Source organism: Cellulomonas flavigena DSM 20109, from assembly GCF_000092865.1.
Lineage (GTDB): Bacteria > Actinomycetota > Actinomycetes > Actinomycetales > Cellulomonadaceae > Cellulomonas > Cellulomonas flavigena.
In genome coordinates, this window is sequence record NC_014151.1 from 829,228 (window position 1) to 852,199 (window position 22,972).

The window sequence follows — 22,972 nt, forward strand, 5'->3', positions numbered from 1 at the left end:
CGGTTAGGGCTGGCCCACAGTCTCGGGCCACGTGTCGGGGGATGCAGGGTCGAAGAGCTCGTTCGTCCAGAACAGGGTCGTCAGCTCACTGTCGCCGATGTTGGTGATGTTGTGTGCCCATCCGATCGGCATGTCGATGGCGACCGGCTCGTCACCATTGACATCGAACGACACGACGTCGCTGTGGAAGACGCGACGCAGGGAGATGCGGGCACACCCGTTGATGACGACGAAGCGTTCGACCTTGCGCAGGTGGAAGTGCTCACCGCGGGTGATGCCCGGCTTGGTGGTCGAGGTGAAAGCCTGTCCCTGGCCGCCGTGGGAGCGCACGACCTCAACGAGGCTTCCGCGGTCGTCGGTTCGTGGGGAGAGCGGGATCGGCGCACGCTCCGGGAACGACGCGGCGCGGAGCGTGTTGAACAGGTCGCGGACGAGCGGGGTCGTGAGGTCCGGCATGTCACCGTTGCGGTAGACCGCCTCGAGCTGCTGGAGCGTCTCGAGGACGAACGAGACCGATGTCGCCGTGCCGGCGGGATGCACCTGGCCGGCGGTGTCTGCGGTGAACTCGTCCACAAGGACCCGTGCCGCGGCCTGGACGTGGAGAAGCTCGATCTCCCGGTCGACCACCTCGGGGGCTCGACCGTGCAGCACGTGGTCCACGAACGTCGCGACGAAGGAGTTGTACCCGGGCCGCCCGTGCTCGCCGAAGAGATTGGGCAGGAGGACGTCACGCAGCACGGCACCGCGTTCGCTGGTCGCCGCGGTGAGGATCCGTGCAGCCTCGGCCTTGCCACGACCGTACGGAGTGCCGTTGTCCGCCTGCACCGAGTTGGCGTACACGACTGGGACAGGCTTGGCCGTCGAGCGAAGCGCTTCTGCGAGCGTGGTGGCCAGCCGGATGTTGCCCTGCTCGACCTCGTCGTCAGGTCCTCGATTGACACCTGCGATGTGAATGACACCGTCGGCGCGCTGGAGTGCGGCAGGAAGAGTGGCCCAGCCGTCGCGGCCGACCGCGTCGACCTCGTGTCCGAGCGCGCTCAGGAGCACGCGTGTGTGCCACCCGAGGAACCCGTGTGCTCCGGTCAGGACGACTCTCATGCTCGGGCCAGCAGTTCGCGCACCTGCGGGATCTTCAGCAGCAGCGCTTTGGTCTCGTCGACGGTCAGCTGCTGCGTGTTGGACGAGTCGTAGTCCTCGACCCGCAGCGCGTCGTCGGCACCCTCGTCGAAGTAGAGCTCGTAGTCGAGCGAGCGGGCGTCCATGGGGACGCGCCAATAGTCGCTGTGGTCTTCGGCGCGTCGCATCTCCTCGCGCGACAGGAGGGTCTCGTGCAGCTTCTCGCCATGGCGGATCCCGATCTTCCGGATCTCCGGCTCGTCGAGACCGAACAGCGACGCGACTGCCTTGGCCAGCACCTCGACGGTGCTGGCCGGCGCCTTGCGGACGAACAGGTCGCCCGGCTGCGCATGGCGAAACGCGTACTCGACGAGCTCCACCGAGTCCTGCAGTGTCATGAGGAAACGCGTCATCTGGGGCTCCGTGAGCGTCAGCGGCTTGCCGGCGCGGATCTGCTCGATAAACAGCGGGATCACCGAACCACGGGAGTACATCACGTTGCCGTATCGGGTGATCGAGACGACGGTCTCAGAACCCGGGTGGTTACGAGCGAAGGCCTGTCCCGTCTTCTCCATGAGGGCCTTCGACATGCCCATCGCGTTGACCGGGTACACGGCCTTATCCGTGCTGAGCAGCACGACGGAGCGGACGCCCGCGGCAGCGGCCGCGCGCACCACGTTGTGGCTTCCGGTGACGTTCGTTGCGACGGCCTGCTCGGGGAAGAACTCGCACGACGGCACCTGCTTGAGAGCTGCCGCGTGGAAGACGTAGTCGGCACCGACGAAGGCGTCCTGCACGCTCGCGGCATCCCGGACGTCGCCCAGGAAGAACTTCAGGCGGTCGTCGCCGAACTTGCGGCGCATGTCGTCCTGCTTGGCCTCGTCACGGGAGAGGATGTTCACCTGCGCAGCGCCACGCTCCAAGAGCTGTGCCGCCATGGTTGATCCGAACGACCCGGTGCCACCTGTGATGGCGACAACGGTGCCGCGAAAGTCGGTGTCGGTGTCGTTTTCGCGTGCAGTCATTTGAGCATTCTCTTTCTCGGATTCCGATCGGGCGGGCGCTAGGCTTCTTGCGGGGAATGTGCGCGCCGCGCAGTGCTCTTTATGGCGGAACTCAAGAGTGCCTCTAACTTCGCAAGTCCAACAGTCGAAGAGAGATGCTCTGTGTAGTATGCGCGAGCGTTTCGTGCGTAGGCTGCGTGATCCGAAGAGCTGCACGCGTACGCGCGGCGATAGGCCTCGGCAAGTTCCTCGACGTTCCCCGGCGATGCCGTGAAGCCGGCTGCAGCACTCCTGACGATTTCCGGCGCGGAGCCCGGTGCAGAGCAGATCACGGGCATGCCAGCGGAAAGACTCGCCTGCAACTTGGAGGGAACAGCGCCGGCGAGATCACCTGTCGGCCTCAGGATGACCAGCTGGAAACTCGTCTCGGCGTAGATCTCCGGCATCTTGTCTGCGGGTACGCGCCCACGAAACTCCACGCACTCGAGTCCGTCGGCGAGGCGGCGGAGCTCGCTCTCCATGGTCCCGGACCCGACGAACAGCAGGCGAAAACCTGGCAGCTCGTCCGCGACAATCCGCGCCGCCTGGACTGCTGTGTCCAATCCCTGGGCCGATCCGAGGTTCCCCGCGTAGGTGACTGTGCACCCGGCTGCGTCCGAAGGGGCTCGACTCGCACAGGGAGTCTCGTCAGGGCTCCAGTTGAACACGACATGCAGCTTGCCCGGGTCGATGCCCCGGGCGATGAGCGCGTCACGCATATACGGGGAGATGACCACCACCGCGGCGGCGAACGAGTACAAGGGGCGCAGAGCGCGGTTGATGACAGCACCGACGACCTTGGACATCCTGCTGGGGAGCATTCCGGACGCCGTGATGGAGTCGGGCCAGAGATCCTGAACGTGTATCACGTAGGGGGTCCCTCGGGCGATCCGCCAGACCAACGCCGCAAGCGCGCCGGTCGGTTGGGAAGCATAGACGTAGGTCACATCTGAACCTCGCGCGAACCGGGTGGCAAGAAGGCCCGACACCATGAAAGACAAGTAGTTTAGTGCGCGTGTGAGTCCGTTGCTTGAGTGGCTGGTTACCAACGGGACACGGCGGACCTGAAGGCCGGCATCGTCCCTCTCCACATGCGTGAGGGACTGCCGATACCCGTCGTACAGGCGGCCGGTGGGGTAGTTGGGGAATCCGGTCACGACTCTCACCCGGTGACCGCGAGCTGCCAGGCCCCTGGTGATCGACGTCGGCGTCCGTGACGGCTCGGGCACGTAGTACTGAGTGATGACGGTGAGGCGCATTGGGTTGTCAGCCGTCACGACGCCGCGTTCTCTCCGACGTGTGCGCGAAGATCCCCGTTGTGGGCGCTGAGCTTGTCGTACCTACTGAACTGAACCCCGCCACCGGAGATGACCACTCGGAATGTGCGCAGAACGATGCGCAGATCGAGCGACGCGCTCACGGTGCGGACGTACTCGAGGTCGACCGCGATCTTCTCCTCCCAGGTGAGCTCGTTCCGGCCCCTCACCTGTGCAAGCCCGGTGATACCCGGCCGCACGTCGAGTCGCTGTCGTTGGACGTCGTCGTACCGCTCCACCTGATACATCAGGGCCGGTCGCGGACCGACGATCGACATCTCGCCTCGGAGCACGTTCACGAGTTGCGGGAGTTCGTCGAGGCTGGTGCGACGGAGGACCCGCCCGACCGGGGTGATGCGCGCTGAGTTGCTCAGCTCGGCGCCGTCGGCGTCGTAGCTGTCCTCAAACGTGCGCATGCTGCGAAACTTGAGGATCTGGAACGGCTTCCCGTGCAGTCCTGGGCGTTCCTGCGCGAAGAGGACCGGCCCCCGTGACGTCGCCTTGACCGCGGCAGCGATTACTGCGAACACCGGTGCCAGCGGGACGAGAAGCACAGCGCTCGCCACCGCGTCCGCGAGGCGCTTACCCCTGCGTGCATACCAGGATGTCTGTGTCATCTCAGCCCCCCAGGCCCAGGTGTGCGCTGCGAGCAGCGCGCAATGCTGGAAACGTGCGTGCCGACGCGGCGGCGAACGTCATTCTCTGTCGGGAAGTGATCCCGAGGAAATCCTTGGCGACGTCGTCGAACGCCGCCCCGAGGTCGGTTGCGAAGTAGTCGCGAGGATCGTGGGGCTGGCCGTGCAGCGCCCCGTCCAGTGCCCCCGCGTTCTTGGTGAAGTAGTACTGCTTGTCGCCGAGGACATCCTTGAGGACGCTGACAAAGGGAGTGCCGGCGCCAAGAGCGAGAATGAGTGCGTGGTACCGGCTGGCGATTACGAGTTCCGCGCCACGAACGACGCGGACCGCCTCCTCGATCGGGAGAAAGCCGGTTGAGGTGATGTCCACGACCTCGATGCCCTCCGCCGCCTTGCGCAGTAGGTTCGCCTGGTCGACGCCGGCGTAACCCAGGTTGAACGGGAGGACGACGATCTTGAGCCCGTGCCGTTCGCGCATCGTCGTGGCGAAGCGTGTGAACTGGTCGACGTGGCGTTCTAGCTCTTCAACCGCGAGGTAGGTCTCAACGACGACGTAGGGGTCCGAGATCGGAGGCGACTGCGGGGGCAGGAGCGACTCGTCGATGAACAGAAGGTCGTCGGGCAGGACCGAAATGCGCGCCCCATCGATGCCGAGTCGCGAAAGCCAGGCCGGTGACTGCAGTCTGTCGCGCACTCCGTACCGCGCTTCGGGCGCGTAGGTGAGCATCGCGCTGAAAAACTCCTCGTCGCCGCGGATAGGTCCGAAGCCGTTGGCGGTGTACACGACAGGAGTGCCGACCGCGCTGGCGGCTAGGACCGGTGTCAGGATCGTGAGAAGTCGCTCAAGGCGGTGGGGCCGGCTCCACAGGGAGTTGATGTAGCCGCCTCCGTTGACGTAGAGCACGTCGAGTCGACTCACGGCGTCCATGACCTCGTCGAGGTTCGTGACGGCTCTGAGCACCTCGATTGGTGTGAGCCTGCGGTGGGAGGCCTCCGAGCCGACGAGGCGGTCCAAGCCGTGGACCTCGATCACTGACACGCGATGATCGGACAGGTAGTGCTGCTGTATCCGGTCGAGGAACTGGCGGTCGTAGGCGAACACGGTGTACTCGGTGGCGCCGAGCGTGCGGACGTTGTTTACCAACATGGCGTAGTCGCCAAAGTTCACGTCGGAGAACGGTCCGGTGAAGCCGATAGTCACGCGATGGCTCCCTTGGCCTCGACGACGGCAATCTGTGCTGTGGCCTGTCCGACGCCAAACAGGTCCCGCTCGAACCTCGTCACGGTCCGGTCGACTGGAATCTGGTCGTGGACGGCGTGGTGGAGACCTCCCGGTCGGCGGACCCGCACGTTGATCCAGCCGAGGCTCGCGGGCCCCTGGAAGTCCTTGGTCGGGTTGTCGCCGAAGTACACGAACCGTGCGTCACGCCCTCCCGACTCCGCGACGATGTGACGAAAGGCGAGCTCACTGGGCTTGTGCCACGCCGGACCGTGCTCGGCAGTCACGACCACTGTGTCGACCAGTCGTTCGAGTCCTAGCGCCTCGAGCTTGCGACGCTGGCCCGGGCCGTACCCGTCCGTCACGATCCCCGTGTGGACGGTGCCAGCGGGCAGGTTTGCCAGGTACTCGGCAGCGTCCGGAGCGAGGGCGATATCCGGCTCGTGATCGCGGTACGCCGCGACGAGGTCCGGCACGGCCTCCGGCGGCAAGCCGAGCTCTGAGGCCACCTGGTCGAACGTGCGGCCGCGGACACCGGCCTCGAACGACTGCCAGGCGCGCGCTCCGAACCCGGGCACGCCGTACTGGGACTCGACGACACGACCGACGTGCATGAAGCCGCTGCGTACGTAGTCCCGCTCGAGGAACAGCGTGTCGTCGAGGTCGAAGACGAGCACGAGGTCAGTCATCGAGGCTCCTGTAGTCGTACCCGCTGACGACGACCTCGCTGTCATACCGCAGCAGAAGTGTTCCCGGGCTCCATGTCAGCTCAGCCACGTCCTCCCCGCGGGAGTCGCGGAGCAGGGCATCGACGATGTTTGCTCCTGCGTGGTGGCTCAGGGGGTAGCCGCCACCGAACCGAGGGTTGATCTCGATCACCCGTACGTCCTCGGTGGCGGCGTCGTAGAAGACCTGAACGTTCAGTGCGCCGTACGCTCCGGGAAGTCGTCGCGCGACCTCCCGGGCGAGCGAGATAACTGCGGGGTAGTCGACGGTGACGCCCTTCGAGACCTCGCCACCGCGAACCTCGAGCCGTCGGCGGGGAACAACGGCGAGTACGCGCCCTTCTCGCCCTACGGCGAGGTCAACGGTGACCTCCACGCCGGTGGCGCGCTGTTGCACGATGTAGTCGTCACCACTCCCGGGGACCTGCAGTGCGCTGACGTCCTCCGCCGTGACGACTCCGACGCTTGCCGAGCCGCGACGTGGCTTGGCGACCACGGCACCCTTCAACCACCAGGGCGTCGCTCGCCACGTGCCAGTCAGAACCGTGCATGTGGTTGTCCCTCCCCCTGGTCGAGCGTGACGCACCACCGGGTGAAATGGCAAGGCCAGAGGGGGTGACGTCCGTGCGCCAGATCGTGACCCGCGGTAATGATGTAGGGTAAGGAAACGTGTCCACGCCCCCCACCGCCGCGCCCCCCGCCGCCGCCGACCTCGCCCTCGCCACCGAGCTGCGCGTGACCCTCGGCCGGGCGGTCCGGCGCATCAAGGCCGAACGTGGCGAGGCCGGGCTCTCGGACCCCCAGTTCAACGTGCTCGCGATCCTGCTGCGCGAGGGCCCCACCAGCCCCGGCCGCCTCGCCGAGCACGAGCGCATCGCCGCCCCCGCCATGACGCGCACCGTCGGCTGCCTCGCCGACGCGGGGCTCGTCCGCAAGCAGGAGCACCCCACCGACGGCCGCCAGGTCGTCGTCAGCCTCACCGAGCACGGCGAGGCCGAGGTCGCCGAGACCCGCCGCCGCCGCGACGCCTGGCTCGCCACCCGCCTCGCCGGCCTCGACGACGACGAGCGCGCCACCCTCACCGCCGCCGCCGACATCCTCAGGAGGATCACCGCGTCGTGAGCGCCACCTTCTCCTCGCTCTCCATCCGCAACTACCGCCTGTGGTTCGCGGGCGCCCTCGTCGCCAACGTCGGCACGTGGATGCAGCGCGTCGCGCAGGACTGGCTGGTGCTCACCGACCTCACCGACGAGTCCGGCGTGGCCGTCGGCATCACCACCGCCCTGCAGTTCGCCCCCGCCCTGCTGCTGTCCGCGTGGGCCGGGCTGCTCGCCGACCGCTTCGACCGCCGCAAGCTGCTCCTCGCCACCCAGGTCGCGCAGGGCGTGCTCGCCGCGGGCCTCGGCGCGCTCGTGCTCTCCGGCCACGCCGAGCTGTGGCACGTGTACGTCTTCGCCGGGCTCCTCGGCGCCGTCACGGCCATCGACGCGCCCGTCCGCCAGACCTTCGTCGCCGAGCTCGTGCCGCAGAGCCGCCTGTCCAACGCCGTGGGCCTCAACAGCGCGTCCTTCAACGCCGCGCGCCTCGTCGGCCCCGGCCTCGCGGGCCTGCTCATCGCGGCCGTCGGCAGCGGCTGGGTCTTCGTCATCAACGCCGCGACGTTCGCCGCGACGATCGTGTCCCTGACGCTCATGCGGCGCAGCGAGCTGCACACCATGCCGCACGCGTCACGCGCCAAGGGCCAGATCCGCGAGGGCATCGCCTACGTCCGCAACCGCTCGGACATCCTCGTCATCATGGTCGTCGTCTGCGTCGTGTCGACCTTCGGCCTGAACTTCCAGCTCACCAGCGCGCTGATGGCCCGCACCGAGTTCGGCAAGGGCGCGCAGGAGTACGGCGTGCTCGGCTCCGTCCTGGCGATCGGGTCCCTGACGGGTGCGCTGCTCGCCGCGCGCCGCGAGCGGCCGCGCGTGCGCCTCGTCATCGGCTCCGCCTTCGGGTTCGGTGTCGCGACGGGCGTCATGGCCCTCATGCCCACCTACACGTCGTTCGCCGTCGCCTGCATCCCCGTGGGCCTGGCGTCGCTGACGATGATGACCGCCGCCAACACCAGCATCCAGATGACCACCGACCCGCAGATGCGCGGGCGCGTCATGTCCCTCTACATGATGGTGTTCCTCGGTGCGACGCCCGTCGGGTCGCCCGTCGTCGGGTGGATCGGCGAGACGTTCGGCGCCCGCTGGTCCATCGGCGTCGGCTCGATCTCCGCGCTGCTCGTCTCGGTGGGTGCCGCGCTGTGGGCGCGCAAGCACTGGGACGTGCGCGTGCGGTACCGCGTCGCGCGGCGCCCCTACGTCGAGGTGCTGTACCCCGCGGACCGTGCGGCGGCCGCGGCCGGCACGGCGGCCGCGGCGGGGGAGCAGGACGCCGGGCCGGAGTCCGAGCGCGTCCGTGCGCAGGGCGCGGCCGACGCGCAGCACGCGGCCTGACCTCCCCGCCCTGCGGGCCGGCACCTGAACGGCGTCGTCGTTGCGCCGTCCGGGCGCACCCACGGGTGAATGCCGGGTGCGGGCTGGATGTCCCTTGCGTCCGGTATGCGACCATCCTCGCGTGGAGCAGACGGGGTCGGTGGGGGCGTCGTCCGGGCGTGACGACGCCGGGACGACGCCCCCACCGGCCGACCCCGCGACCGATCTCGCGACCGACCTCGTGACCGACCCCGCGGCGGACCCCGCGCCCGGCGCCCCCTGGCGGCGCGTGGCCCTGCGCGTCGCGCTCGCGGTGCTCGCGCTCCTCCTCGTCCTGGTGGCGTGGGTCGGCCTGCGCGCGTGGCAGGCCGCCAACGCGCTGCAGGAGGCGCGCGCGTGGCTCGACGGGGTCGAGCTCGACGCCCGCGGGTTCGAGACCGTCGGCAAGGACCTCACCGGCCTTCAGGCGTCCACCTCCCGTGCCGCGTCCGCGGCGTCCGACCCGCTCTGGCGTGCGGCCGAGGGGCTGCCGTGGGCCGGTGACCAGCTCGAGGCCGTGCGCGTCGTCGCGACGTCCCTCGACGCCGTCGTCACCGACGCGCTGCCCGCCGTCACCGACCTGCGGGCGCTGCTCGACGGCGGCGTGCGCGACGAGGACGGGCCGTTCGACGTCCAGGCCTTGCGGCGCGTCGCCACGCGCGTGGAGACCGCCGCCGCCACCGCCGCCACCGCGCGCGCCGACGTCGACACCCTCGACCCCGACGCGCTCGTCGGTCGCCTCGCGGGGCCCGTGCGCGAGGTGCAGGACGCGCTCGCGCACATCGACGGCACGCTGGCCCCGGCCGCCGGGATCGCACCCGCGCTGCCCGGCATGCTCGGCGCCGACGGCCCACGCACCTACCTCGTCCTCGCGCTCAACACGGCCGAGCTGCGCGCCGCCGGCGGCATCGTCGGCACGGTCATCGCGGTCCGTGCCGACGCGGGCGCCCTGAGCATCGTCGACCGCAAGGCCACCCTCGACCTGTGGGCGCTGAAGGACCCCGTCCTGCCCCTCACCGACGAGGAGCTCGCGGCGTGGGGCCCGCGCCTGGGCCGGTGGGTCCAGAACTCCGTGCTGACGCCCGACTTCCCGCGCACCGCGGAGCTGGTCGCCGCACGCTGGGCGCACGACGGCGGGGGCGAGGTCGACGGCGTCATCGCCACCGACACGCTCGCGGTGGGCGAGCTCATCGGTGCCACGGGCCCCGTGCCCGACCCCGACGGCGGCACGCTGGAGGCCGACCGCCTCGTCGACGCGCTGCTGCGCCAGCCCTACATCAAGCACGCGGACCCCGCGCTCGCCGACGCGTACTTCGGCGACGTCGCGGAGAACGTCATGGACGCGATCGGCGAGGGCCGGGGCGACCCGGAGGACCTGCTGAGCGCGGCGCGTCGCACGGTCGACGAGCGGCGCGTGCGGATCTGGTCCGCCCACCCCGACGAGCAGGAGCGGATCGCGGCGACCGTCGCGGGCGGTGCGTACACGTCGTCCGACCTGTTCGCCGACGAGCCGGGCCTGTTCCTCGACGACGCGACCCAGGGCAAGGTCGGCGCCTACCTCACCACCGACGTCACGTTCCGCGACGCGCGCTGCACCGGGCCGGACCCGAGCGTGGACGTCGTGCTGCGCCTCGACTACCGCCCGCCGCCCGCCGTCGCGATGCTCGGCGTGTTCGTCACCGGCGTCCCCGGACCCGACGTGCCGCTCGGCACGCTGCTCACCCACGTGTCCGTCTGGTCGACCGTCGGGGGCCCGCCGCTGCCCGTCACGCGCGACGGGCAGCCCGCGACCGGTGAGGTGGAGCGCGTGGCCGGGCGCACCGTGCTGCAGCTGCCGTCCCGGCTCGCGCCCGGGCAGTCCGAGGAGTACGTCGTCACCGTGCCCCTGCACGACGGCGCCGTCACGCTGTGGACCACGCCGACGCTGACGGCCCCCGGCTCGGCCGGCTACACCTGCCCCTGACCTGCGGGTCCGGCGCGACCCGGTCACACGGACGGCCGTCCGGGATCGGGTGAAAACGTCCCGTTCGGTCCGCTTCACCCGAATGACGCTAGGCTCCGCCGCCGCGCCGGGGCGAAGATTCTGGACGAGACGAAATGTCCGAATCAGACGACAGGAGCCAGCACATGCGCACGTACCTGAAGGCCTGCGCGGTCGCAGGCCTCGTCCTGGCGGCCTCGGGCCTCGCGCCCGCCGCGTCCGCGACCATCGTCGAGACGCCCGCGACCGACGGGTGCACGCGCGACGCCGACGCGTACGGCCCCGAGCTGCCCTGCGGCCTCGACCTCACGGTCCTCACCCCCATCTGCGACAACGACGTGCCGAAGCTGCACTACGTCGTGACACCGACGGGCACGGACCGCACCACCGTCACCATCACGTGGGCCAACCCGTCCGGCGCGGACGTCGTCTACACGGACCTGCCGCTGTCCGGCACGGTCCCGTGGCCCGGGGCGGTCACGGGCGCCGACGGCAAGGGCGCCGACTGGCCCGGCTGGCGCCTCGTCGACGGCACGTGGGTCGAGGGCGACGAGTTCGACTGGGTGCGCCCGTCCGTCGAGGTCGGCTTCGAGGTCAACCCGAGCGGGTCGGCCGTCGTCGCCTACCCGCCGTCGAGCCCCGTGTGCCTCACCTCGCCGCCGCGGACCGACGTGCTGTCGGCCGGCCCCGAGCCGGCCGTGGCACCCGCCGCGGCGCCCGCGGAGCGCGCCGAGGTCCTGTCGGAGACCGGCTCGACGGCCGGCCCCCTCGCCCTCATCGCCGGGGGACTCGTGCTCGCCGGCGTCGGCGGGGTCCTCGCCGCGCGGCGACGCCGCGCCTGAGACCGGCACGCGCGACCCCCGCCCCGGTGCGTCGAAGGCGCCGGGGCGGGTGGTGCACGGCAGCAGCAGGGCCCGGCGCCTGACGACGGCGCCGGGCCCTGCTGCTGCCTGCGGTGCTCCGTGCCCGCGGCGCGGGCCTCAGCCCAGACGCTGCACGACGTGGTCGACGCACGCCGTCAGCGCCAGCACGTCGTCCGGGTCGACCGCCGGGTACATGCCGACGCGCAGCTGGTTGCGGCCCAGCTTGCGGTACGGGTCGACGTCGACCACGCCGTGGCGGCGCAGCACCGCCGAGACGGTCGGCGCGTCGATCTCCGGTGCCAGGTCGACCGTGCCGACCACGGGGGAGCGCAGCTCGGGGTCCGTGACGAACGGCGTGGCCCACTCGCGGCTCTCGGCCCACCCGTACAGGTGCCCCGACGACTCGGCGGTGCGCTGCGCCGCCCACGCCAGGCCGCCCTGCGCGAGGATCCAGTCGACCTGCTCGGCCAGCAGCAGCAGGGTCGCGAGCGCCGGGGTGTTGAGCGTCTGGTTCGCGCGCGAGTTCGTCACGGCCGTCGTGAAGGACAGGGACTCCGGCACCCAGCGGCCCGCACCCTCGATGCGCGCGGCCCGCTCGACGGCCTCCGGCGACGCGAGCGCCAGCCACAGGCCGCCGTCGGAGGCGAAGGACTTCTGCGGCGCGAAGTAGTAGACGTCGGTCTCGCCGACGTCCAGCGTCGTGCCACCCGCGGCGGACGTGCCGTCGACGACCACGAGCGCACCGGCCTCGCGCGAGCCCGGCACGCGGCGCACGGGCGCGATCACGCCCGTCGACGTCTCGTTGTGCGGCCACGCGTACAGGTCGACGTCGTCCGTCGGTGACGGCAGGGCCACCTGGCCGGCCGGCGCGGTCACGACCTCCGAGGCCCGCAGGAACGGCGCCCGCGTCGTCGCCGCCGCGAACTTGGCGCCGAACTCCCCGAAGCGCGCGTGCGCCGCGCGGTCCCGCACCAGGCACAGCGTCGCGACGTCCCAGAAGACGGTGGAACCGCCGTTGCCCAGCACGACCTCGTACCCGTCGGGGGCGTCGAACAGCTCCGTGAGGCCCGCGCGCACGCGCCCGACGAGGTCACGCACCGGCGCCTGCCGGTGCGACGTGCCCAGCAGGGACGTGCCCACGGCGGCCAGGGCGTCGACCTGGGCCGCGCGCACCTTGGACGGGCCGGACCCGAACCGCCCGTCGCGGGGCAGCAGGTCGGCGGGGATCGTCAGGCGGGCGATGGCGTCGGCGTCGGGCACGGTCGGAAGGATAACGACGCGCACCCGCCCCGCGTGCACGGCCGCGACGCGCACCGCGGACCGGCAGCCCGTCCGCGCCCTGCGCGCCGACTACCCTGGACCAGGGTGCGGCGGGGTGTCCCCGGCCGCCACGGACGGCGACGTGGGAGGCCGAGCGGTGAGCGACCTGATCGACACGACCGAGATGTATCTCAAGACGATCTACGAGCTCACCGAGGAAGGCATCACCCCCCTGCGCGCCCGCATCGCCGAGCGGCTCGGCCACTCGGGCCCCACGGTGTCGCAGACGGTCGCGCGCATGGAGCGCGACGGCCTCGTGGTCGTCACCGGCGACCGGCACCTCGAGCTCACCGAGGACGGCCTGCGCAAGGCCGTGCGCGTCATGCGCAAGCACCGCCTCGCCGAGCGCCTGCTCACCGACGTCATCGGCCTGGACTGGCCGCACGTCCACGAGGAGGCGTGCCGCTGGGAGCACGTCATGAGCGAGCGCGTCGAGAAGCGCCTGGCCGCGCTGCTCGACCACCCGCACTTCGACCCCTACGGCAACCCGATCCCGGGGCTCGACGAGATCGGGGAGCAGAGCACGGAGGTGCGGTTCCTCGACGGCGTCGTGCCGCTGACGGCCCCGGGTGCGGCAGCCGACGGCACCGCCGTCGTCGCGCGCATCGCCGAGCCGCTGCAGGTCGACGTGGAGCTGCTCGCGCGGCTCGCGGACGCCGGTGTGGTGCCGGGCGCGAGCGTGACCGTGGAGCGGACCACGGGGACGGTCACGGTGGGCGTCGCGGGGGCCGGCACGGTGCTCGACCTGCCGTACGACGTGGCCCGCCACGTCTTCGTGGGGGCGTGACGTCGTTCACCGAGCGGGTGAGTCCGTTATGCCTGCCCTGGACACGCTGGTGAGCCTTCGTCCCGGCGGGTCGTCGGCGTGTCGCGCGGCGTGTCGGACGGACGTCCACCTTTTTTCGGCGCTCTCCGTGACCAACGCGTGACAATCGCGGAGAGCGTCATGTACTTTCGACCTGCTTCCCGGAACCCTCCTCCGTGAAGCCCTCGAGCGGAACGCCGAATCCTGCCGCCGCTCGCAGGTCCGTACGACTCGCCGGCAGGGGCGGGGGAACCACATCTGGTCACCGGAGGTCTCGGTGGCCTTGGGGTGAAGCCGGGCGGACGGAACGACAGCGGTGCACCACGGTGCGCAGCAGGTCGTGACGGACGACCGGCCGGGTGATCTCCCACCCGAACCCGACAGCTCACCTCGTAGGCGCCAGGAGAGGCAACTCTTGTCCGAGAGCACCAACAAGGCGCGTCACCGCGCCGCACGGCGTCCCTCGACGCCGCTGACCGAGCTGGCCACCGCTGCATCGGAGCAGATGGGCACCGTCGGTCGCCGGTCCGCCGTCGTCGCAGCGTCGTCCGGGCTGATGGTCTCCATGATCGCCGCCCCCGGCTATGCCGCCGACCGCGACAGCGCACCCGTGCTGGCCGCCGTCGACACCTCCGCGCTCGCGGCCTCCGCCCGCGCGGTCCTCAACACCTCGCCCGTCGTGGCCGCGCCGGCCGAGGCCGTCTTCACGGTCGACGCCCCGGTGATCACCGCCGAGAAGCCCGCCCCGCCGCCGGAGGTGCAGCGCTCCACGCGAGCCGCCTCCCGCACGGCCGAGCGCGCCGCCTCGACGGCGTCCGCTGCCGTCGCGAGCAACCCGATCCCGCAGTCGGTCGCCGGCAACGCGGTCCTCGAGGTCGCGGCCCGCTACGTGGGCGTCCCGTACGTCTACGGCGGCACCACGCCCGACGGCTTCGACTGCTCCGGCTTCACGTCCTACGTGTACGCCCAGCTCGGCATCACGCTGCCGCGCACGTCGTCCGCGCAGCGCAACGCCGGCACCGTGGTCTCCCGCGCCGACGCGCAGCCCGGCGACATCATCTGGAGCCCCGGCCACATCGGCATCTACGCCGGTGGCAACCAGATGATCGACTCGCCCCGCCCGGGCAAGACGGTCCAGTTCCGGACCATCTGGCAGAGCAACCCGACCTTCATCCGGATCGGCTGAGCCGGTCCGATGCCGCGAGGCCCCGACGACGTCCACGTCGTCGGGGCCTTCGTCGTTCCCGGGCGCCTCGGCACCGGCCCGCGCACGCACCGCGCCGCGCCCCTGGCGCGCAAAGAGCGTGCGCGTACCCTGGTCCCGCATTCACGCTGTTCCTTCTCGTCCCCGGGCCGGCAGCCAGCCGGTCCGCCATCCGAGGTCAGGAGTGCACCGTGCTGACGACCGCCACCGACCAGGCCGCCCACCACGACACCGAGCGCGCCGCGGTGCCGTCACGCACGCTGCTGCTCAACGCCAGCGGTGACCCGCTGTGCATCGTCACGCTGCACCGCGCCGTCGTCCTCGTCATGACCGGCAAGGCGACCGTCCTGGAGTCCGACGGCCGCGTGCTGCACTCGTCGCGCTTCGAGATGCCTGCCCCCGTCGTCCTCGTGCTCACGCGCTACGTGCACGTGCCGCACCGCCGGCCCGTGCCGCCGACGCGCCGCACCGTCCTGCAGCGCGACGACCACCGCTGCGCCTACTGCGGCGGGGGAGCCGACACGGTCGACCACGTGCAGCCGCGCTCCCGCGGCGGGCGCCACGAGTGGGGCAACGTCGTGGCCGCGTGCCGCCGGTGCAACCACCGCAAGGCCGACCGCACGCTGCACGAGCTGGGGTGGGAGCTGCCGTTCCGCCCGCGGGCACCGCGGTGGTCCATGACGGTCGGCGGGGCCGCCGGGCGCGCCGACCCGGCGTGGTCCCGCTACCTGGTCGCCTGAGGAGGTCACCATGACCGACCACCTGCCCGACGTGGCCTGGACCGACCCGCGCGACCAGGTCGAGGTGGTCGTCATGCTCGCGAACGGGCGGCTCGCCGGCCGCTCGTTCGCGTCGCGTGCGGAGGCGGAGGCGTGGGCGCGCCCCGAGGAGGGGGAGCGCGTGCTGGAGCTCAACCTCGTCTGCTCCTGCGACCGCTGACGCCCGCGACCGCGCCGCTGACCGGACCGCTCTCCACCCGAGCGAGCGGGCCCGCCCTGCCTCCCCCACGCGGCGAGAGTGCAATCCAGCCCACCCCCACCGGTGAGAGTGCGATCCAGCCCCCCACCCGTGAGAGAGCGATCCGGTCACGGCCGGGGAGGCCCGAGCGCGGCATGCCGACGTCCGCTCCGACCTGCTGCTGTGCCACGATGGCCGGAGCGGGGCACGACGACGTGACGCGGAGGTCGCCATGATGCGGGAGCACGAGATCCTCGTGGGGGTCGACGGGTCGGCCGCGGGGCTGCACGCCCTGGACTGGGCGGTCGCCGAGGCCCGGACGCGCGGCGCCGGTCTGCGGCTCGTCGTCGCGTACTCGCTGCCGTCGTTCACCGCGGCCTCGCTCGACGGCGGGTACGCCGCGCTCGACGACGAGACGATCCGCGCCGGGGCGCAGGCCGTCCTCGACGAGGCGCTCGCGCACCTGCGCGACCCCGGCGTCCCGGTGACCGGTCGGGTCGTCACCGGCGACGCCGCCGGCGTGCTCGTCGAGGAGTCGCGGCACGTCGAGCTCGCAGTGGTCGGCACGCGCGGACGCGGCGGGTTCGCCGACCGGCTGCTGGGCACGGTGTCGTCCGCACTGCCCGCGCACGGGCGCTGCCCCACGGTGGTCGTGCCGCTGCGCGGCGCGGACGGTCAGCCGCTCCCCGACGGGCAGACCGCGCCGCTGCGGCCCGTGCGGCGCATCGTCGTCGGTGTCGACGGGTCGCCGCCCGCCGAGCGTGCGCTGCGCTGCGCGATCCGTGAGGCCGAGGCGTGGGGCGCCGAGCTGTTCGCCGTCACGGGCGTGCCGATCGCGTCCATGACGGGCGCGCTCGCGTGGCTGCCGTCCGCGGTCGACCACGAGCAGGTGCTCTCCGACATGTCCGAGGGGCTCGACGTGGTCGTCGACCGCGCCCTCGTCGACCACCCCGGCATGACGGTGCAGCGGCGCGTGCTCGACGGCACGGGCGCCGAGCTGCTCACCGAGTTCTCCGCCGCCACGGACCTCGTCGTGGTCGGCTCGCGCGGGCGCGGCGGGTTCGCCGGGCTGCTCCTGGGCTCGACGAGCCAGGCGGTGCTGCACCATGCGCGGTGCCCGGTGATGGTCGTGACGACGCGCGGCGACGACGCGGACTGACGGGCCTGACCGGTCACGCGTCGGGCGCGGGCAGCGCCTCGGGGCGCCGCACGAGCGCCGACAGCACGATGGTCGAGCGCGTGCGTGCCACGAACGGCTCGGCCGCGAGCCGCTCGACGACCTCCTCGAGGTGCCGCATGTCCCGCGCGCGGACCTGCACGACGAGGTCCACGTCGCCCGTCACCGTGCTGGCCGAGACGACCTCGGCGTAGCGCTCGACCGCCGCGCGCATGGTCGCCGGGCTGGTCGAGCCCTGGCAGAAGATCTCGACGAACGCCTCCGTGTGCCAGCCGAGGGCCGCCGGGTCCAGGCGGACCGTGAAGCCGCGGATCACACCGCGCTCGCGCAGCCGGTCCACGCGCCGCTTCACGGCCGGCGCGGACAACGACACGGCCTCGCCGACCTGTGCGAACGTCGCTCGTGCGTCGTCGGCGAGGACACGCAGGATCGCCTGGTCGAGGGGGTCGAGGCGCTCGGGGTCCATGTCCCCATCGTGGGGGATCGGTGCCGCCGTCCTGGTCGTCCGGTCTGCACGGATGTGCAAGACAAGTGACCATATGTGCCCCCGATTGCGGCAACAACCCTCAGGTCGGACGCTCGACCTGCCGATGACGTCGAGACGACGTGATCCACGCACGGGGGGACACCGATGAGCGGACGGCAGGACGCAGGCGCGCGCCGAGCGGGCGGACGGCCCGGCGGCACCCCGACCCCGGGGGCGCCGGACACCTCCGAGGCGTCCGCGGACGCCGTCGCACCCGCCGGCAGCGGCGAGAAGGTCGCCGTCGTCCCCGCGCCCCTGATCCCGACGCAGGCCGGGCACGTCGTGTCCGCGCCCGTGCCCGTCGTGCGCCCCGCCCCGGCGCCCGCACCCGAGCTGCCGCGACAGCGCGACGGCGCGCCCGCGGACCTGCTGCCCGTCGTCCCCGCGCCCGCCCCGGCGACCGCCGAGACCGAGACCGCGCCCGAGGCTGCGGCGCCGTCGCGCCGGCGTACGCGTGCCGTCGTCGCTTTCGTCACCGCGGGCGTCCTCCTCGTCACCGCCGGCGGCGTGTGGAACGTCCAGCAGCAGCGGGCCGAGCGCGCCGACGCCCGCCGCGCCGCGCAGTCCCGCGTCGCCGACGCCCTGCGCGCCGTCGCCCCCGAGCTCGCGGCCGGCCGCGTCGACGGTCTCGTCGCCGGCACCGCCGTCGTCGCCTCGCTGCGCCACGACGCCACCACCACGGGCCGCGCCGCCGTGGACCGCGCCCACGCGACGCTCGCCGCGTCCGCCCAGGCCGGCGACGGCCCACGGGGCGAGCTGCAGAACGCCATCGGCGGCGCGACGGGAGCGCTCGACGCCCCCGCCGTCTCCCTGACCACCCTGCGGGCGTCCACCGCCGCGCTCGCCGCGCCCGAGAAGGCGGTCGTCGACGCCCAGGCAGCCTGGCAGGCCGCCGAGGACGCGCGGATCGCCGCCGAGGCCGCCGCCGCCCAGGCAGCGGCGCAGGCCGCCGCCGCGCGCGCCGCCCAGCGCAGCACGTCGAAGGGCAGCACCACGACGCGTCGCTCGTCGGGCGGCAGCGCCCCCGCGGCGAGCTCCGGCGGCGGTGCGCCCGCGCCGGCGGCCGCTGGCCTGCCGATGGCCGGCTCCCAGGCGTCGGCCGGCGACGTCGGTGCGGCACTCAACGCGCACCGCGCCGCCAACGGTCTCGGCGCGCTGTCGATCGTCAGCTCCGGCGCCCGCGTCGAGCACGCGATGCAGATGGCCGCGTCGGACAGCATCTGGCACTCGGGCACGCGCGCCGGCTCGCCCAAGGCCCGCCCCGAGATCGTCGGGCGCGTCAGCCCCGGCAGCGCCACCCGCATGATCGCGGCCTACGCCGCGTCCAGCGGCCACAACCAGCAGATGCTGGGCGGCTACTCCGTCGCCTACGTCGGCGCCGTCTCCTACGACGGCTGGCTGTACACGTCGATCACCTTCGGGTGATCGGTCGGACCCGCCGCAGGGGGTGGGGCTGGATCGACCACGTGACATCTGGAGGGGGTGCCGCGGTCGACCCAGCCCCGGCGGGGCGGGTCCTCAGGGGGACGTGAGGGCCCGGGTCAGGTGGTCCAGCGCCGCGTCGAGGTCCGCCGGGTCGATCGTCAGGGGCGGGGCGATGCGGATCGTGCCGCCGTGCGTGTCCTTGGCCAGCACGCCGCGCGCCAGCAGACGCTCGCACAGCTCGCGACCCGTCACCGGCCCGCCCGGCGACGACGGCGCCACGTCCAGCCCCGCCCACAGGCCGATCGTGCGCATGCCCGACAGCCGACCGTCGTCCATGAGCCCCGCCAGGTGGTCCGCGACACGCTCGCCCAGCGTGCGGGCGCGCGCCTGCAGCGTGCCGGGCGCCAGCAGGTCCACCACGGCGAGCCCCACCGCGCACGCCAGCGGGTTGCCGCCGAACGTCGAGCCGTGCGTCCCGGCCGTCAGGACCTCGAGCACGTCGGCCCGCCCGACCACCGCCGACACCGGCACCACGCCGCCGCCGAGCGCCTTGCCGAGCGTCACGAGGTCGGGTCGCACCTCGAACCGCTCGCACGCGAGCGTCGAGCCCGTGCGGCCCAGGCCCGACTGGATCTCGTCGGCGACGAGCAGCACACCCGCGTCGTCGCACACCCGCCGCGCGGCCGGCAGGTAGTCCGCCGGGGGCACGACGACGCCCTGCTCGCCCTGCACCGGCTCCAGCAGCACCGCCACCGTCGTGGCGTCGACCGCCGCGGCCAGCGCCGCCGCGTCGCCGTACGGCACCGACACGAACCCGGGCGTGAACGGCCCGAACCCGCGGCGGGCGTCCGGGTCGGACGAGAACGACACGATCGTCGTCGTCCGGCCGTGGAAGTTGCCGTCCGCCACGACGACCGTGGCCCGACCCTCCGGCACGCCGCGCACCTCGTAGCCCCACTTGCGGGCCGCCTTGATCGCCGTCTCCACCGCCTCGGCGCCCGTGTTCATGGGCAGGACCAGGTGCGACGTGCCTGCCAGCAGCGGCCCGACCAGGCCCACGAGCGCCTGCGCGAACGGCTCCAGCAGCTCGTGGTCGAACGCGCGGGACGTCAGCGTCAGGCGGTCGAGCTGCGCGTGCGCGGCCGCGACCAGCGCGGGGTGCCGGTGCCCGAAGTTCAGTGCCGAGTACCCCGCGAGCAGGTCCAGGTACCGGCGCCCGTCGGTGTCGGTCACCCATGACCCCTCGCCCGTCGCCAGCGTCACCGGCAGCGGGTGGTAGTTGGGGGCCAGGGCGGACGTCGCGACGGCGGTGCGCATGGTCACTCCCGGATCTCGAGGGTGCAGCACTTGGCCCCGCCGCCGCCCTTGAGCAGCTCGGACGTGTCGACGGGGACGGGGGTGTAGCCGCGCTCGCGCAGCGCGCCGGCCAGGTGCGTCGCGCGGGGCGCGACGATCACGTGCTGCCCGTCGGACACGGCGTTGAGGCCGAGCGCGGCCGCGTCGTCGTCGGTCGCCAGGACCGCGTCGGGGAACAGCTGCTCGAGCACCGCGCGCGAGCCGGGGGAGAAGGCCGGCGGGTAGTAGGCGATCTGCGGGTCCCGCGGGTCCGACGAGAGCACGGCCAGCGCCGTGTCCAGGTGGTAGTAGCGCGGGTCGACGAGCTCGAGGGAGATCACCGGGGTGCCGAACAGCTCCTGCGCCTCGGCGTGCGCGGTGCGCTCCGTGCGGAACCCGGTGCCGGCCAGCACCAGGTGCCCGGCGACGAGCATGTCACCCTCACCCTCGTTGACCGCCGCGGCCGTGTGCGTGACGAACCCGCGGTCGGCGAACCACTTCTGGTACGCCGGGCCCTCGGGCTGCCGCTCCGGGTACCGGAACCTCGCCGAGTACACGATGCCGTCGACGACCGTCGCGCCGTTCGCCGCGTACACCATGTCCGGCAGGCCGGGGATCGGCTCGATGGTCTCGACCGTGTGACCCAGCTCGAGGTACGTGTCGCGCAGCGTGCGCCACTGCTGCACCGCCAGCGCCGTGTCCGTGGCGCGCGTACGGTCCATCCACGGGTTGATCTCGTACGCCACCGTGTAGTGGGTGGGCTCGCACATGAGGTAGCGGCGGGGGGTGGCACCGGGGGCGTGCGCGGTCATCGGTCTCCTCGGGACGACGGGCCGCGTGGGGGTCGTCGCGGCTGACACGAGCGTACGATCCCCGCCACCCCCGACCTCGCACGCCACGTTGCGGGTCCGGGCCGCATCTGTTGCGTGATCCGACCCCGCACCGGCGATCCGTTGCGCACCCAGGACCTCCGCCCCACCACCCGCCGACCGGAACGTGGGTACTCGTCCGGGGTTGCTGACGGGGACTCGTGTTCCGTTCGCGCCCCACACCCGCCGACCGGAACGTGGGTACTCGTCCGGGGTGGGTGTCGGGGAGTCAGGTTCCGGTGGTGGTGAGGTCGCGGGTGGCGCGGCCGAGGACCACGCGGAGCATCGCGGACAGGAGGGGGGCCGTCAGGCGGGAGGTCCAGGTGGCGGGCAGCGGGCCGGCCAGCGGCACGTGCTCCGACCACGTCACGCGGCACGTCGTCGGCGACGTCGGCAGCACGACGATCGTCGCCGTGCCGACCAGCAGCGGGCCCTGCTTGGTGAACTCCGCGACCCCCGCGCTCACGCCCGGCGTCGCCGCCGACGGGCTCTCCGGCTGCGACACCGGGGGGTCGTACCGCGTGACGACCATCCGGTCGACCACACCCGGCCACCCGCGTCGCGCCCCCGGCCCGGACACCGCGCGCACCTGCGTGCCGAGGCGCGGCGGCCCGTCGGTGCGCACCCGCGTCAGCGGCACCCACGCCTCGTGGCGGCGCGCGTCGGTGAGCGCCTGCCACGCGACGTCCGCGGGCACGTCCAGCGCACGGGTGACGACGGCCGTGCCGTGCTCGTGCACGGGGACGTCCCGGCGGGCGTGCTGCGGCGTGTGCGGCGCGGTGTGCGGCGACGTGCGCTCCTGGGTCATCACCCGATCCTCGCGCGAGGTAGCGTCGGGCGCATGCAGACGCGAGTGCTGGGCAGGACGGGTCGTGAGGTCGGCGTCGTGGGGCTGGGCTGCTGGCAGCTCGGCGGCGACTGGGGGACGGTCGCGGACGACACCGCACTGTCGGTGCTGGAGGCCGCGGTCGACTCCGGCGTGACGTTCCTCGACACGGCCGACGTGTACGGCGACGGACGGTCCGAGCGGGCCGTCGGCGCGTTCCTCGCGTCGCGCCCGGACGTCGCGGACCGCGTCACCGTGGCCACGAAGATGGGTCGCCGCGCCGACCCGCACGTGGCGGGCGCGTACACGTACGACGCGTTCTGCCGCTGGACGGACCGCAGCCGCGAGAACCTGCGCACCGACACCCTCGACCTGGTCCAGCTCCACTGCCCGCCCACCGAGGTGTTCCACACCGACGAGGTGTTCGACGCGCTCGACCGCCTCGTCGAGGACGGGCGCACCGCCGCGTACGGGGTCTCCGTCGAGACCGTGGACGAGGCGCTCGCGGCCATCGCGCGCCCCCACGTCGCGAGCGTGCAGATCATCCTCAACGTGTTCCGCCGCAAGCCGCTCGAGCAGGTCCTCCCGGCCGCGGCCGAGGCCGGCGTCGGGATCATCGCGCGCGTGCCGCTCGCGTCGGGGCTGCTGTCCGGCAAGTACGACGCGGACACGCAGTTCGCGCCCGACGACCACCGCGCCTACAACCGGCACGGCGAGGCGTTCGACGTCGGCGAGACGTTCTCGGGTGTGCCGTACGACGTCGGTGTCGCCGCCGCCCGCGAGGTCGCGGCCCTCACGCCGTCCGGCATGACGACCGCCCAGCTCGCGCTGCGGTGGATCGTGCAGCAGCCCGGCGTGTCCGTCGTCATCCCCGGTGCCCGCACGCCCGTGCAGGCCCGCGCCAACGCGGACGCGGCCCGCTTCGACGATCTCTCCGACGAGACCCTCACGGCTCTCGAGCGCGTCTACGACGACAGCATCCGCGAGCACGTCCACACCCGCTGGTGACCTGACGCCCCCCGCTCCCTTCGCCGAGTGCGGGGGTCACGCACCGAGTGCGGGGGATACGACCCCCGCACTCGGCGAGCTTCCCCCGCACTCGGCGAGGGGGGTGCGAGGGGGT

The 22,972-nt window shown here is 72.5% G+C and carries 23 protein-coding genes and 1 riboswitch; of the genes, 11 read left to right on the forward strand and 12 right to left on the reverse strand.

The window, feature by feature from the left end; translation table 11 throughout:
- Positions 1–3: 3 nt before the first annotated feature.
- Genes CFLA_RS03825 through CFLA_RS03855 form a run of 7 tightly spaced genes read right to left on the reverse strand, consistent with a single transcriptional unit; the run spans position 4 to position 6,550 of the window.
- The gene (locus CFLA_RS03825; RefSeq protein WP_013116005.1) at positions 4–1,098 is read right to left on the reverse strand and encodes a polysaccharide biosynthesis C-terminal domain-containing protein; all 1,095 of its coding nucleotides are present in this window, start codon (positions 1,096–1,098) and stop codon (positions 4–6) included.
- Positions 1,095–2,141 carry an SDR family NAD(P)-dependent oxidoreductase gene (locus tag CFLA_RS03830; protein ID WP_013116006.1) on the reverse strand — a complete coding sequence of 349 codons (1,047 nt, stop codon included), beginning with the start codon at positions 2,139–2,141 and terminating at the stop codon, positions 1,095–1,097. Before CFLA_RS03830 ends, CFLA_RS03825 begins: the two co-directional genes overlap by 4 nt.
- Before the next feature lie 38 nt (positions 2,142–2,179).
- A complete protein-coding gene (locus CFLA_RS03835) occupies positions 2,180–3,418 on the reverse strand; it encodes a glycosyltransferase family 4 protein (RefSeq protein WP_280956323.1) in 1,239 nt (412 codons plus the stop codon).
- A 14-nt stretch (positions 3,419–3,432) separates the two neighbouring features.
- A complete protein-coding gene (locus tag CFLA_RS03840) occupies positions 3,433–4,092 on the reverse strand; it encodes a sugar transferase (RefSeq protein ID WP_013116008.1) in 660 nt (219 codons plus the stop codon).
- Position 4,093: 1 nt separating this feature from the next.
- Positions 4,094–5,311, reverse strand: coding sequence for a polysaccharide pyruvyl transferase family protein (locus CFLA_RS03845; RefSeq protein ID WP_013116009.1), 1,218 nt, complete (start codon positions 5,309–5,311; stop codon positions 4,094–4,096).
- Positions 5,308–6,018, reverse strand: a complete 711-nt coding sequence (locus tag CFLA_RS03850; RefSeq protein WP_013116010.1) for an HAD family hydrolase — start codon at positions 6,016–6,018, stop codon at positions 5,308–5,310. The genes CFLA_RS03845 and CFLA_RS03850 overlap by 4 nt, the downstream gene beginning before the upstream one ends.
- Positions 6,011–6,550: an ATP-grasp domain-containing protein gene (locus tag CFLA_RS03855; protein ID WP_052302673.1), complete on the reverse strand. Its 540-nt coding sequence runs from the start codon at positions 6,548–6,550 to the stop codon at positions 6,011–6,013. Before CFLA_RS03855 ends, CFLA_RS03850 begins: the two co-directional genes overlap by 8 nt.
- Positions 6,551–6,723: 173 nt before the next feature.
- On the opposite strand from CFLA_RS03855, the gene CFLA_RS03860 reads away from it, so the two are divergent.
- From CFLA_RS03860 to CFLA_RS03875, 4 genes are all read left to right on the forward strand, one after another.
- A complete protein-coding gene (locus CFLA_RS03860) occupies positions 6,724–7,176 on the forward strand; it encodes a MarR family winged helix-turn-helix transcriptional regulator (protein WP_013116011.1) in 453 nt (150 codons plus the stop codon).
- Positions 7,173–8,543 (forward strand): MFS transporter, encoded by a 1,371-nt coding sequence (locus CFLA_RS03865; RefSeq protein ID WP_013116012.1) that lies wholly within the window; start codon positions 7,173–7,175, stop codon positions 8,541–8,543. The genes CFLA_RS03860 and CFLA_RS03865 overlap by 4 nt, the downstream gene beginning before the upstream one ends.
- Positions 8,544–8,664: 121 nt before the next feature.
- Complete coding sequence (locus tag CFLA_RS03870; RefSeq protein WP_013116013.1) at positions 8,665–10,524, forward strand: DUF4012 domain-containing protein; 1,860 nt, start codon at positions 8,665–8,667, stop codon at positions 10,522–10,524.
- Between the two features lie 164 nt (positions 10,525–10,688).
- A complete protein-coding gene (locus tag CFLA_RS03875; RefSeq protein ID WP_013116014.1) occupies positions 10,689–11,384 on the forward strand; it encodes an LPXTG cell wall anchor domain-containing protein in 696 nt (231 codons plus the stop codon).
- A 138-nt stretch (positions 11,385–11,522) separates the two neighbouring features.
- On the opposite strand, the gene serC is transcribed toward CFLA_RS03875, so the two are convergent.
- A complete protein-coding gene (gene serC, locus CFLA_RS03880; protein ID WP_043599705.1) occupies positions 11,523–12,665 on the reverse strand; it encodes a phosphoserine transaminase in 1,143 nt (380 codons plus the stop codon).
- 157 nt (positions 12,666–12,822) lie between these two features.
- Here serC and CFLA_RS03885 point away from each other — a divergent pair, with 157 nt between their 5' ends.
- From CFLA_RS03885 to CFLA_RS03905, 5 genes are all read left to right on the forward strand, one after another.
- A complete protein-coding gene (locus CFLA_RS03885) occupies positions 12,823–13,512 on the forward strand; it encodes an iron-dependent transcriptional repressor DtxR (protein WP_013116016.1) in 690 nt (229 codons plus the stop codon).
- Between the two features lie 203 nt (positions 13,513–13,715).
- Positions 13,716–13,943: riboswitch (cyclic di-AMP (ydaO/yuaA leader) on the forward strand.
- A gap of 2 nt (positions 13,944–13,945) precedes the next feature.
- Complete coding sequence (locus tag CFLA_RS03890) at positions 13,946–14,716, forward strand: C40 family peptidase (protein WP_013116017.1); 771 nt, start codon at positions 13,946–13,948, stop codon at positions 14,714–14,716.
- Between the two features lie 212 nt (positions 14,717–14,928).
- Positions 14,929–15,474, forward strand: a complete 546-nt coding sequence (locus CFLA_RS03895) for an HNH endonuclease (protein WP_425358352.1) — start codon at positions 14,929–14,931, stop codon at positions 15,472–15,474.
- A gap of 10 nt (positions 15,475–15,484) precedes the next feature.
- The gene (locus CFLA_RS03900) at positions 15,485–15,673 is read left to right on the forward strand and encodes a hypothetical protein (protein WP_013116019.1); all 189 of its coding nucleotides are present in this window, start codon (positions 15,485–15,487) and stop codon (positions 15,671–15,673) included.
- A 250-nt stretch (positions 15,674–15,923) separates the two neighbouring features.
- Positions 15,924–16,850, forward strand: coding sequence for a universal stress protein (locus CFLA_RS03905; RefSeq protein WP_013116020.1), 927 nt, complete (start codon positions 15,924–15,926; stop codon positions 16,848–16,850).
- Between the two features lie 13 nt (positions 16,851–16,863).
- Here CFLA_RS03905 and CFLA_RS03910 read toward each other — a convergent pair whose 3' ends face one another.
- Positions 16,864–17,334 (reverse strand): Lrp/AsnC family transcriptional regulator, encoded by a 471-nt coding sequence (locus CFLA_RS03910; RefSeq protein WP_013116021.1) that lies wholly within the window; start codon positions 17,332–17,334, stop codon positions 16,864–16,866.
- 165 nt (positions 17,335–17,499) lie between these two features.
- Here CFLA_RS03910 and CFLA_RS03915 point away from each other — a divergent pair, with 165 nt between their 5' ends.
- The gene (locus CFLA_RS03915) at positions 17,500–18,819 is read left to right on the forward strand and encodes a CAP domain-containing protein (RefSeq protein ID WP_013116022.1); all 1,320 of its coding nucleotides are present in this window, start codon (positions 17,500–17,502) and stop codon (positions 18,817–18,819) included.
- Positions 18,820–18,912: 93 nt separating this feature from the next.
- Here CFLA_RS03915 and rocD read toward each other — a convergent pair whose 3' ends face one another.
- The 3 genes from rocD to CFLA_RS03930 form a co-directional block, all read right to left on the reverse strand.
- The gene (gene rocD, locus CFLA_RS03920) at positions 18,913–20,136 is read right to left on the reverse strand and encodes an ornithine--oxo-acid transaminase (RefSeq protein WP_013116023.1); all 1,224 of its coding nucleotides are present in this window, start codon (positions 20,134–20,136) and stop codon (positions 18,913–18,915) included.
- A gap of 2 nt (positions 20,137–20,138) precedes the next feature.
- Complete coding sequence (ddaH, locus tag CFLA_RS03925; protein WP_013116024.1) at positions 20,139–20,966, reverse strand: dimethylargininase; 828 nt, start codon at positions 20,964–20,966, stop codon at positions 20,139–20,141.
- A gap of 286 nt (positions 20,967–21,252) precedes the next feature.
- Positions 21,253–21,831: an SRPBCC family protein gene (locus tag CFLA_RS03930; protein WP_013116025.1), complete on the reverse strand. Its 579-nt coding sequence runs from the start codon at positions 21,829–21,831 to the stop codon at positions 21,253–21,255.
- Between the two features lie 33 nt (positions 21,832–21,864).
- Here CFLA_RS03930 and CFLA_RS03935 point away from each other — a divergent pair, with 33 nt between their 5' ends.
- Positions 21,865–22,857, forward strand: a complete 993-nt coding sequence (locus CFLA_RS03935; protein ID WP_013116026.1) for an aldo/keto reductase — start codon at positions 21,865–21,867, stop codon at positions 22,855–22,857.
- Positions 22,858–22,972 lie beyond the last annotated feature (115 nt).